This is a genomic window from Sphingomonas sp. DMC8 (genome assembly GCF_056314185.1).
Map to the genome: position 1 here is coordinate 107,102 of NZ_JBQUYV010000009.1, position 11,862 is coordinate 118,963.

Here is an 11,862-nt window from a genome sequence, read left to right on the forward strand (position 1 = left end):
CCATGCCCAAGGCGGTCCTCGTCCTACACCGCTGGCTGGGCGTCGTCATCGGCACGGTGATGACGCTCTGGTGCCTGTCGGGGTTCGTGATGCTGTATGTCGACTATCCGCGGCTGACGCCGGCAGAGCAGCTGCGCGGGTTACCGCCCCTGCGGCTGCCCGCCGCGACAGCGCTGGCGCGGATCGACTTGCCCGACGATCTTGCGCTTGCCTCGGCGCGGCTGGAGACCATCGCGGGCCGGACCATCCTGCGCATCGTGTCCGCCACGGTGCCGGAGCGGCGGATCGAGCAGGTGCGATCGAACCCTGGTAGCTATGACGTCGCTACGGGCGCTCTGCTGGCCGCGCTGTCGCCGCCCGACCTCCGCCGGATCGGGTCCGACTATGCGGCGCAGGCCGGCATCGCGAGTGCGACGATGCGGGTAGCCGAAACCGGCATCGATCAGTGGACCGTGCAGACCTATAGCCAGAACCGTCCGCTTGTCCGTGTCGACTATTCCGATCCGGCCGCCACCAGCGTGTACATCGCGGGCCGGAGCGGGGAGGTGGTGCAGCAGACCACGCGGTTCGAGCGCTTCTGGGGCTGGCTCGGCGCGGTCCCGCACTGGCTCTATCCCACGCTGCTGCGGCAGAACGGCGCGCTGTGGAGCCAGGTGGTGATCTGGACCTCGCTGATCGGCTGCTTCCTGACGGTGACCGGCCTCTGGGTCGGGATTGCGCGGTTGCGCCGAAGGAAGGACGGTAGCTTCGGCTCGCCGTACAAGGGGCTGTGGTGGTGGCACCATGTCTTCGGGCTCGCTTTCGGGGTGCTGACGCTCACCTGGGTGGCCAGTGGGCTGTTCTCGATGAACCCCTGGGGCTTTCTCGATAGCCATGCTGGGGGCCTTGAGCGCGCGCGTCTCGCCGGTCCGATGCGCTGGGACGCGCTCCGCACCGCCTTGGCCCGGATCGAGCATCTCCCGGCGGATACGCGGCGGCTGGAAAGTGCCCCGCTGGGGGGACGCCTGTTCCTGCTGGCGGTGAATGGCGCTGGGGTAACGACGCGTTTCGATGCGCAAGGTCGACCCGCGCCGCTGCGGCGTGCCGCGCTCACGGCGGCATTGGAGCCTGGCCCGCGCGTCACCAGCCTAACCCTGCTCACGGACGAGGACGCCTATTACTACGGCCACAGGGCGCCGGCATCGCTGCCGGTATGGCGAGCGGTGCTGGCAGATGGCCAGGCTACGCGGCTCTACATCGATCCGGATACGGGCGTGCTGCTCCGCGCCGTCGATGGCAAGGGCCGAGCCTTTCGCTGGCTACAGGACGGTCTTCACCGGCTCGACCTGCCGGGTCTTCGGTCCCGCCCGCTTCGGGACCTGGTAGTACTGCCGCTGCTTGCGATGGTCACGCTGGTTTGCGCCACCGGCAGCTGGATGGGATTGCGCAAGGCGCGCCGGGATATGCGTCGGCTGTCCCGGCGATGGCGGCGTCGGTTCGAGGGGCGGCGCCGTGCAGGTCACGAAAACAGGCCACGCTCCTCGCGGATCGCGTGAACGAGGCGGTCGAGTTCGTCCGGCGTCTTGAAGAGGGAAAGGGTGACACGCAGCACCGACCCGGACGCAAGCCCCAACGGCATGAAGCCGGCAGGGATTAGCAGCTTCATCACTAGTGCCAGCGCGAGGATCGCCGCCGCGGCGACACGATGAAGGACAACGAGGCGGCGTAACGGCTGCACGCGCTGATCTTAACCTCAGCGTACGGCCTTGCCCCGAGAAGGGCGGCCGCTAGCGATGCGCTCTAGCGAACGGGCGACGGCGCACGAGCGATCCCTCCCAGGGAAAGTCGCCGATAGATTGGCGCACGGAACCGGCCAGCTTCGCCTGCGCGGTGCAGTTCAGGCGGCGGAGCGAGAGGCGTCGTCGATGATGAAACGCCAGCCGCCATCGGCCTGTTTGCGGACCACTTCGATGCCGCCACCGGTCAGCCTTTCCTTGCTGCCATCGGGCTTGGGCAGCGTCATCGTCCAATGATTGGTGGTGATCGCGGTATCGCGATAGACGATGTGGCGGCGATCGTGCAGGTCGATGACCGGCCTGGCAACGAACATGCTTTCGAAATCGGCGCGTAACCCGGCATGGCTGTTCAGGTGCTGGCCCTGCGGATTCACATACACGGCATCGGGCAGATAGAGGTCCAGCATCGCCTCCAGATCGGCGGCGTTGAACCGATCCTGCCAGGCATCATAGAAGCGGTCGAGATCGGTCACCGGCGGAATGCGCTTGCGGCCCGCAGCGATCGCCCGGCCAGCGGGCACGGCAACGCCGGCAGTGACGATGCCGGCGGTCAGCAGACCCAGAAAGGCCGATCGGGTCAGCCCCTGCGCCGCGCCTTCGCCGCAGAGCTGGCGGCGGATGGATGCGATCATGGCGAACTCCTCCCAACATTCATGCGTGGCGGTCAGCAGTACGGCTGCCACGTTGCGCACGCAATTTCCGTTCCGGACAGCCGCCGCCGGTTTCGCAAAGGCGGCGGCGATTGACAGGGAGGGAACCTAGTTATATGCAAATACATATAAATGGGGGATCCCAATGGCGGAGCGTTCTTTTGCGCGGGAAGTGGAGCATTTGCGGCTGGGGGAGGGCGAGGTCTTCTCCGGCGAGGCGATCCTCGCGATCACCAAGGGACTGCTGCAATCGGGCGTTGCTTATGTTGGCGGCTATCAGGGATCGCCGATCTCGCACCTGATCGACGTGCTCGCCGATGCGAAGGACGTGCTCGACGAACTCGGCGTCAATTTCCAGAGCTCCGCCAACGAGTCGACCGCAGCGGCGATGCTCTCGGCATCGGTGATGTATCCGGTGCGCGGCGCCGTTGCCTGGAAGTCCACGGTCGGCACCAATGTCGCGTCCGATGCGCTGTCCAACCTCGCCTCGGGCGGTGTGACTGGCGGTGCGATGGTGATCGTCGGCGAGGATTATGGCGAGGGCTCCTCGATCATGCAGGAGCGCAGCCATGCCTTCGCGATGAAGTCGCAGATGTGGCTGCTCGATCCGCGCCCCGACCATGGCTGCATCGTCGACCTGATCGAGAAGGGGTTCCAGCTTTCCGAGGCGTCGAACACGCCGGTGATGCTGCAGGTGCGCGTCCGCACCTGTCACATGCATGGCAGTTTCCGCTGCAAGGACAATGTGCCGCCGCCGCTCACCGTCGCGCAGGCGCAGAGCCATCCGAAGCGCGACCTGGGCCGCATCGTGCTGCCGCCCGCCGCCTATGCGCATGAGCACGAGAAGATCGCCCGCCGCCTGCCCGCCGCGATCGACTTCGTGCGCGAACACCGGCTGAACGAATGGTTCGGCCCGCAGGAGGCGCCGGTGGGACTGATCCTGCAGGGCGGCATGTACAACAACGTGATCCGCGCGCTGCAATATCTCGGCTTGTCAGACGCCTATGGCAACACGCAGATCCCGCTTTATGTGATGAACGTCACCTATCCCATGATCGACACCGAAGTGGCCGCCTTCGCCCAGGGCAAGGATGCGGTGCTGATGATCGAGGAGGGGCAGCCCGAATATCTGGAACAGGCGCTGCACACGGTGCTGGGCCGCCGCGGCATCGCGACGCGGGTGCGCGGCAAGGACGTGCTGCCGATGGCAGGGGACTATACGGCACAGGCAATCATGACCGGGCTCCAGCGGTTTCTGGAGGACTGTGCGCCCCGATTCCTCGGCAACCGCCCACCCGTGCCCGATGCCGCCCCGGTGCTCGCGCATCCGATGGTCGAAAAGCTCAAGGACGTGGTTCCCAGTCGTCCCCCGGGCCTGTGCACCGGCTGCCCCGAACGGCCGATTTTCGCGGCCATGAAGATGGTCGAGCAGGATCTGGGCGAGCACCATATCGCCGCCGATATCGGGTGCCACCTCTTCTCGATCCTGCCGCCGTTCAACCTGGGCAACACCACCATGGGATATGGCCTCGGTCCGGCGTCGGCGGCGGCGTTCGGTGGCAAGGCGGAGAAGCGGTCGATCGCGGTGATGGGCGATGGCGGCTTCTGGCACAACGGCCTCACCAGCGGCATCGGCAACGCGGTGTACAACAAGCATGACGGCGTGTTCCTGATCGTCGACAATTTCTATTCCTCGGCGACGGGCGGGCAGGACATCCTGTCATCGCGCGCGCAGAACAAGGATCGCGCGACCAACAACCCGATCATCGCTGCGGTGAAGGGCATGGGGGCGAAATGGGTGCGCGAGGTCGACCGGACCTATGACGTGGCGCGGATGCGCGACACGCTGAAGGAGGCGCTGACCACCGAGGCGGAGGGGCCGAAGATCATCATCGCCTCCTCCGAATGCATGCTCAACAAGCAGCGCCGCATCAAGCCGCTGGTGGCGAAGAAGATCCGGAACGGCGAGCGGGTGGTGAAGGAACGCTTCGGCGTCGATGAGGATGTTTGCACCGGCGATCATGCCTGTATCCGCCTGTCCGGCTGCCCGTCGCTGTCGGTGAAGATGCTCGACGATCCGCTGCGCGACGATCCCGTTGCGGCGATCGACAATAGCTGCGTCGGCTGCGGCAATTGCGGCGAGGTTTCCGAGGCGGTGGCGCTGTGCCCCTCCTTCTACCGCGCCGAAGTGGTGCACAATCCTACTCGGCGGGAGCGGATCGCCCATCGCTGGCGGATGGCGGTCATCGGCTTCCTGCAGCGCCGCCGCGCCGGCCGCCGCCTGACACTGGAGGCGGCCGCATGCTGACCCAGGCCCTGCATGTGCCGCTGGTGCCCGGAGGCGCTGCCACCGAACGGCCGATCTCGATCGCCATCGTCGCGATGGGCGGGCAGGGCGGCGGCGTGCTCACCGGATGGATCGTCCGGCTGGCCGAAGATGCCGGCTGGGTGGCACAGTCGACCTCGGTGCCCGGCGTGGCTCAGCGCACCGGGGCGACGATCTATTATGTCGAGATGATGCCCGCCGCCAACGGGCGCAAGCCGATCCTGGCGCAGATGCCGACACCGGGCGATGTCGACATCGTCCTCGCCTCCGAATTCATGGAGGCCGGTCGCTCGATCCTGCGGGGCATCGTCACGCCCGATCGCACGACGCTGATCGCCTCCAGCCACCGTTCGCTGACCATCGGGGAGAAGAGCGCGCCTGGCGACGGCATCGCCGACAGCGGCGCGGTGCTGGAGGCCATTGGCATCACCGCCCGCCGCCAGATCGTGTTCGACATGGACGCACTTGCCGTGCGGAATGGCAGCGTGATTTCCGCCGCGATGTTCGGTGCCCTGGCCGGATCGGGCGCGCTGCCCTTCGACGTTCCAGCCTTCCACGCGGTGATCCAGCAGGAGGGCAAGGGCGTCGCCGCCAGCATCAAGGCATTCGATGCGGCCTATGACCGCACCCTATCGGGACCGCCCGTGGCGGTGGAGCGTGCCGCGCCGGAAGCGGCGGCACCGATCGTGCCGGCCACCTCGCCCGATCCGCGCGCGGTGCGCCTCCTCGCCCGGCTGCACGCCGAGCTACCCGATCCCGTCCGCGCCATCGCCCATGTCGGCCTTGCGAAGGTGGTCGATTACCAGGACGCGCGCTATGGCGACGAATATCTCGACATCCTCGCCGAGGCGGTGGCGCTGGACCAGATGCTGGGCGGCGAGGCGCGCGGGCACGCCTTTTCGATACATGCGGCGAAATATGTCGCCAACGCCATGACCTATGACGATGTGATCCGGGTCGCCGATCTGAAGACCCGAAGCGGCCGCCGTGCCCGTGTCGAGCGGGAAGCGGGGGTGAAGGCGGAGCAGATCCTCACCACCACCGAGTTCATGCACCCGCGGATGGAAGAAGTGGTCGGCACCCTGCCGTTGCGCCTCGGTCGTTGGTTGCAAGGCCAGCGGCGCCTCTATGCCTGGCTCGATCGCCGGGTGAACAAGGGGCGGCGGGTGCGGACCTATTCCGCCCGCTGGTTCCTGGCGCTGTATTTGCTGGGTGGTATGCGTGGCCTGCGGCGCGGATCGCTGCGCCACGCGCAGGAGGTGGCGCATCGCGACGCGTGGCTACGGCAGGCGAGGGACGCGGCGGTGCGCAATTATGACCTGGGCGTCGAGGTGCTGAAGTGCCGGCGGCTGATCAAGGGCTATTCGGATACCCATGCCCGCGGCCTCTCCAAGTTCGATCGCGTCACCACGATGATCCGCCGGATCGAGGCGCGCCCCGATGCCGTGGAGTGGGCGCGGCGCCTGCGCGAGACGGCGGTGAAGGATACCGGCGACGGCAGTCTGGACGGCATGCTCCGGACGATCGAATCTTTCTGCTGACGCTTGGTTCGATTGACCGGCACCTCCGCCGACCGGCATAGCGGCCGGCGGTTCTTGGTGCTGGGAAGGGGGCGACGATGGCGAAAACGGATGCGGGGAGCGAGGCCGTTTCGCAGCCGCCCGAGACGCAGGCAGCGCTGGAGCGCAACCTCTCCTACCTCGTCAATCGCCTGTCGAGTGTCGGCCAGGCAGCGCAGAACCGCCGGCTGGCGGCGTGCGGCGTCAACACGGTGACGCTGCGGACGCTGTCCATCCTCTACATCCAGGATGGGCTGACGGTGAACGAGATCACCGCCCGCGCCTTTGCCGAGCAATCGACGGCGAGCCGCGCGATCGATTCCATGGTCCAGGCCGGGCTTCTGGAACGGCGGATTCCGCCCAACGACCTGCGTCGCCGGGAAATCGGCCTTACCGAGGCCGGCCGGGCGCTGCTCCTGCAATGCTGGCCGCACATGGCGGAGCATAATCGCCGGCTGGTGGACGGGATCGACGACGCCGAGCTGGATACGTGCCGGCGCGTGCTCGCGCGCATGATCGAGAATGTCCGCGCGCAGGGGAACTGACGCGCCGAATCGCGTTCAAAAGCGCGCGCTACGGTCCGCGACCGCTTGACTCCCTCCGCCATATGCCTAGGATATATGCAAATGCATATTTAGGCGTCGCGGCTGTCCAGGCCGTGCGCGATCCGGAGGGGAAGGGCGGTGACCAGCGAAACCACATTTTCAAGGTTCGCGTCGGCGGCCGACGCCTATCGGGACCGGCCGTTCCTGGCGGTGCTGCCGGAAACCGCCTCCGCCTATGGCATCGACGCCGGGGAGATCCGCTACGGCACCATGCTGGATCGGGTTCTGGACTGGCAGGCGCAATTGGCTGCCGCCGGGTTCGGCCACGGCACGCGGGTCGGGTTGCTGCTTCAGAACCGTCCCGTGTTCGTCGAGATCTGGTTTGCGCTCAACAGCCTGGGCGCGTCTGTCGTGCCGATCAACCCGGACCTGCGACGCAGCGAGCTGGAATATGTGATCGGCCATTCGGAAATGGCGGCAGCGTTCGTGCTGCCGGAGCGCCGGGAGGAAGTGACGGCGGCGGCGCGTAGCGTCGGCAATGCGATGGCGGTAACGGTGCCCGGCGAGGCGATCTCGTCGCTCGGCCGTGCGGCTCCTGCCGGGCCTGCGCCCGATGGCGACACCGAGGCGGCGCTGCTCTACACCTCGGGCACGACGGGCAGTCCCAAGGGGTGCGTGCTTACCAACGCCTATTTCCTGCAATCGGGTGACTGGTATCGCGATGTGGGCGGGATGATCGCCTTGCGCCCGGGCGAGGAGCGGATGCTGACGCCGCTGCCCGTGTTCCACATGAACGCGATGGCCGTTTCCGTGCTGGCGATGGTGACGATGGGCGGGTGCCTGATCCTGCTCGATCGCTTCCATCCGCGCAGTTGGTGGCAATCGGTGCGGCAGAGCGGCGCGACGTGCCTGCACTATCTGGGGGTGATGCCGTCGATCCTGATGCAGGCGCCGCCGGCCGAGGAGGATCGCGCGCACAAGGTGCGGTTCGGCTTCGGGGCGGGCGTGCCCGGCATGTTGCACGGGGCGTTCGAGGAACGCTTCGGCTTTCCGCTGATCGAGGCCTGGGCAATGACCGAAACCGGCGGCGGCGGCACGATCTGTGCCTCCCGGGAGCCGCGCAAGATCGGTACGAGCTGCTTCGGGCGGCCTTCGCACGAGGTGGAGATCCGCATCGTCGACGATCGGGGGAACGATGTGGCGGGGGAGGCGCCGGGCGAACTGCTCGTCCGGCGCAGCGGCGACGATCCGCGCAAAGGCTTCTTCCGCGAATATCTGAAGAACCCGAAGGCGACGGAAGAAGCATGGCAGGGCGGCTGGTTCCATACCGGGGACATCGTCGCCCGCGACGCGGACGGCGACCTCCACTTCGTCGACCGCAAGAAGAACGTCATCCGCCGGTCCGGCGAGAATATCGCGGCGGTTGAGGTGGAGACGGTGCTGGCAAGGCATCCGCTGGTCCAGCAAGTGGCGATCGCCGCCACGCCGGACGCGGTGCGCGGCGACGAGGTAGCGGCATTGATCGTCTGCGACCCCGCCCGACGGGACGCGGAGAATGCCGAGGCGATCGTGCGCTGGAGCCTCGACCAGATGGCCTATTACAAGGCGCCGGGCTGGGTGGCCTTCGTCGACGCGCTGCCGCGCACGCCGACCGAGAAGATCCTGCGTGCGGTATTGAAGGACCAGGTGGCGCAGGTGATGGCGAGCGGCGGCTTCGTCGACACCCGCGCGCTGAAGAAGCGCCAGGTCTGATGCGCGCGAGCGTTGCCTATGACGACGTTGTCGTCTGTGCGCCGGTGACGGTGCCCTATCGGCGCTTTTCCGATCGCTCCGCCCATTGGTGGGCGGGGCGCGCGATGCGCGGGCTGGCCGATGCGACCGGGCTGGCCCCAACCGATTTCGACGGCTTCTGCTTCTCCAGTTTCACCTCGGTGCCGGACAGTGCCGTGGGGATGATCCAGCATCTGGGGCTGACGCCGCGTTGGCTGGATCATCTGCCGACCGGCGGGGCGAGCGGCATCATGGCGCTGCGCCGGGCCGCCCGGGCCGTGCAGTGCGGGGATGCCGAGATCGTCGCCTGCGTTGCGGCCGATACCAACCATCTCGACAGCTTCCGACAAGGGCTGGCCAATTTCTCGCGCTTCTCGCGCGACGCCGTCTACCCCTATGGCTTTGGCGGGCCGAACGCGACCTTCGCACTGATCACCGACGCCTATATGCGCCGCCACGGCGTCACCCGCGCCGATTTCGGCCGGTTGTGCGTCGCTCAGCGAGCCAATGCCCGGAGCAACCCATACGCGCTGCAACGCCGTTCGCTGACGCTGGAGGCCTATCTGGCGGCGCGGCCGATCGCCGATCCCGTACATCTCTACGATTGCGTGATGCCGTGCGCGGGGGCCGAGGCGTTCCTGGTCACGACACCGGCGATTGCCGCGCGTCGAGGCCTGCCCGCCGCCCGGGTGCTGTCGACGATCGAGCGCCACAATGCCTTTCCGGCCGATCCGGTGCAGGGGCGCGGCGGCTGGGCGATGGATATCGACGTGCTGTGGCAGGGAGCCGGGATCGGGCCGGGCGATATCGATACCGTGCAGGTCTATGACGATTATCCGGTGATCGTCGCCATGCAGCTGGCGGATCTGGGTTTCTGTGCGCCCGGGGAGATCGCGGCCTTTCTGCGTTCGACCCGGTTCGAGATCGACGGCGACCTGCCGCTCAACACCAATGGCGGCCAGCTTTCGGCGGGGCAGGCCGGGGCGGCGGGGGGCTTCCAGAACGTTACCGAAGGCTTGCGCCAGGTGCTGGGATGCGCGCTCGGCGCGCAGGTGCCGGAGGCGCGGCGGGCGCTCCTTTCCGGCTTCGGCTTGGTCAATTATGATCGCGGCGTATGCACCGGCGCGGCCGTGATCGAGCGCGCGGCATGACCCGGGGCCGGCACTTCCGCCCCGTCCGTGATCCGCTGACCCGGCCGATCGAACGCCAGGTGCCGCCAGGACTGCGCAGCCGCGCGATGCATGCGATGTCCGCACGGGCTGCGCAGGGGCGGTTCGTGCTGCAGCAATGCACCGCGTGTGACGGCGTCACCTATCCGCCGCGCGACATCTGCCCGGTCTGCTGGGGGGAACTCGCCTGGGTGGACCAGGCGCGCGGAGCGACGATCCTCGCCGAAACCACGATCCGCGCATCGACCGACCTGTATTTCCACGATCATCTGCCCTGGCGGATCGGCAGCGTCGCCCTGGACGCAGGGCCGGTGGCGATCGTGCATCTGCACCGCGACCTCGCCGTCGGCGATCGCGCGATGATGCGGCTGCTGCTCGACAAGGGCGGCAATGCGGCGCTGTTCGCGCTGCCCGAACAGGAAAGGGATCCCATGGCCGATCCGCAGTGGCGGGAATTCGTGGTGCCGGTGCGGGACCGCGCCGTGCTGGTGACCGATGGCGACACCGCTTTGGGCAAGGCGGTGGTGCGCGCGCTGGTGGAGGCGGGGGCACACAGCGTCCTCGCCGGCACCTCCGCGCCCGCCGTGCCGGCGCTCGCGGAGGACGATCCGCGCCGTGCGGAGGGCGTGCGGCAGGTGCCGCTGGACCTTTCGGACAGCCAGTCGGTGACGCGCTGCATCGCCCAACTGGGCGGGCCGATCGACATCGTCATCAATAGCGCGCGCTACGTGCGGCCGGGCGGCGTCAGCGCGGGCGGCAGTGTGTTGCACCAGAAGCGGGCTTTGGACGTGGGCGTGCTCGGGCTGTTGCGGCTGGCCGAGGCGGTGGCGCCGATGCTTGCCGGCCGGCCGGCCGGGGCGTTTGTCGACCTGCTGTCGATCCAGGCCCTTGCCGGCGACGCGCGGTTCGCGGGCTTTTCTGCGGCGGAGGCGGCGCGACATTCGCTGCTGCAGAGCTTCCGGCACGAGATGCGGGCGACGGGCGTGCGGGTGATCGCGGTCTTTTGCGGCGCGATCGACGACGAGGATCACCAATCGGTGCCATTCCCGCGCGTCGCCCCGGACCGGCTTGCCCAGGGCGTGCTCGACGCGCTGGCCCAAGGACTGGAGCAGCAGTGCGTCGGCGATGTCGCGCGCGACATGATGGAGCGCTGGCTCGCCGATCCGGCAACCATGATACGGGAGAAGAACCTATGACCGGCGCCGCCGATACGCTCGCTGCCCTGGTCGACGGCCTTGCCGCCGGCGCGATCCGGGTCGTCGACCTCACCAACACGCTGTCGCCGGACTTTCCGGTGATCGTGCTGCCCGCCGAGTTCGGCCAGTGCGCGCCGTTCCGCATGGAGCCGGTGTCGCGCTACGACGCCGATGGCCCGGCCTGGTATTGGAACAACATCTCGATGAACGAGCATACCGGCACGCATTTCGATGCGCCGGCGCACTGGGTGACCGGCCGCGACCTGCCGGAGGGCACGGTCGATCGCGTGGCACCGCGCGACTTCGTCCATCCTGCCGTGGTGGTCGATATTAGCGCTGAGAGCGCAGCGGACGAGGATTTCATCGTCACCCGCGCGGTGCTGGAGGCCTGGGAGGCGCGCCATGGGCGCATTCCGCCGCGCCACTGGGTACTGCTGCGCACCGACTGGTACAAGCGCGTGGGCACGCCCGAATATCTGAACCTGAAGGCGGACGGCGCGCATTCGCCGGGGCCCGACGGCGATGCCATGCGCTTCCTCGTCCATGAGCGGGATTGCGTGGGGCTGGGCGTCGAGACGGTCGGTACCGATGCGGGCCAGGCCTCGCGGTTCGACGAACCGCTGCCGGCGCACAGCATCCTGCACGGCAATGGCCGCTACGGGCTGCAATGCCTGACCCATCTGGACAAGCTGCCCGTGTTCGGCGCGGTGATCGTGGCGACGCCGCTGAAGATCCAGGCGGGATCGGGTAGCCCGTTGCGGGTGATCGCGCTGATGGCGGACCAGGCCGCCTGATGCCTGGCCGGAAATACCAAGTTCGGGGCCGCACGCGCAATACCGCCAGCGTGCGCACGACCCAATGGTGCGGAGACT

General features: G+C 67.8%; 10 protein-coding genes. 8 read left to right on the forward strand and 2 right to left on the reverse strand.

Annotated features, from left to right (window positions below; genetic code table 11):
- Nucleotides 1-2 precede the first annotated feature (2 nt).
- Nucleotides 3-1,535 (forward strand): PepSY domain-containing protein, encoded by a 1,533-nt coding sequence (locus tag ACT53K_RS17340; RefSeq protein ID WP_476229969.1) that lies wholly within the window; start codon nt 3-5, stop codon nt 1,533-1,535.
- On the opposite strand, the gene ACT53K_RS17345 is transcribed toward ACT53K_RS17340, so the two are convergent.
- Together ACT53K_RS17345 and ACT53K_RS17350 are read right to left on the reverse strand one after the other, a co-directional pair.
- Complete coding sequence (locus ACT53K_RS17345) at nt 1,499-1,717, reverse strand: hypothetical protein (RefSeq protein WP_476229970.1); 219 nt, start codon at nt 1,715-1,717, stop codon at nt 1,499-1,501. The genes ACT53K_RS17340 and ACT53K_RS17345 overlap by 37 nt on opposite strands.
- Before the next feature lie 159 nt (nt 1,718-1,876).
- Complete coding sequence (locus ACT53K_RS17350) at nt 1,877-2,407, reverse strand: YybH family protein (RefSeq protein ID WP_476229971.1); 531 nt, start codon at nt 2,405-2,407, stop codon at nt 1,877-1,879.
- A gap of 163 nt (nt 2,408-2,570) precedes the next feature.
- Between ACT53K_RS17350 and ACT53K_RS17355 the strand changes: the two genes are divergently transcribed.
- From ACT53K_RS17355 to ACT53K_RS17385, 7 genes are all read left to right on the forward strand, one after another.
- Nucleotides 2,571-4,733 (forward strand): thiamine pyrophosphate-dependent enzyme, encoded by a 2,163-nt coding sequence (locus tag ACT53K_RS17355; protein WP_476229972.1) that lies wholly within the window; start codon nt 2,571-2,573, stop codon nt 4,731-4,733.
- Nucleotides 4,727-6,292: an indolepyruvate oxidoreductase subunit beta family protein gene (locus ACT53K_RS17360; RefSeq protein WP_476229973.1), complete on the forward strand. Its 1,566-nt coding sequence runs from the start codon at nt 4,727-4,729 to the stop codon at nt 6,290-6,292. Before ACT53K_RS17355 ends, ACT53K_RS17360 begins: the two co-directional genes overlap by 7 nt.
- 77 nt (nt 6,293-6,369) lie before the next feature.
- Nucleotides 6,370-6,855, forward strand: coding sequence for a MarR family winged helix-turn-helix transcriptional regulator (locus ACT53K_RS17365; protein WP_476229974.1), 486 nt, complete (start codon nt 6,370-6,372; stop codon nt 6,853-6,855).
- A gap of 138 nt (nt 6,856-6,993) precedes the next feature.
- Nucleotides 6,994-8,607, forward strand: coding sequence for an AMP-binding protein (locus ACT53K_RS17370; protein ID WP_476229975.1), 1,614 nt, complete (start codon nt 6,994-6,996; stop codon nt 8,605-8,607).
- Nucleotides 8,607-9,776 (forward strand): thiolase family protein, encoded by a 1,170-nt coding sequence (locus ACT53K_RS17375; protein WP_476229976.1) that lies wholly within the window; start codon nt 8,607-8,609, stop codon nt 9,774-9,776. Before ACT53K_RS17370 ends, ACT53K_RS17375 begins: the two co-directional genes overlap by 1 nt.
- Nucleotides 9,773-10,990 carry an SDR family NAD(P)-dependent oxidoreductase gene (locus tag ACT53K_RS17380; protein ID WP_476229977.1) on the forward strand — a complete coding sequence of 406 codons (1,218 nt, stop codon included), beginning with the start codon at nt 9,773-9,775 and terminating at the stop codon, nt 10,988-10,990. The genes ACT53K_RS17375 and ACT53K_RS17380 overlap by 4 nt, the downstream gene beginning before the upstream one ends.
- Nucleotides 10,987-11,784 carry a cyclase family protein gene (locus tag ACT53K_RS17385; RefSeq protein WP_476229978.1) on the forward strand — a complete coding sequence of 266 codons (798 nt, stop codon included), beginning with the start codon at nt 10,987-10,989 and terminating at the stop codon, nt 11,782-11,784. Before ACT53K_RS17380 ends, ACT53K_RS17385 begins: the two co-directional genes overlap by 4 nt.
- The last annotated feature ends 78 nt before the right edge of the window (nt 11,785-11,862 follow it).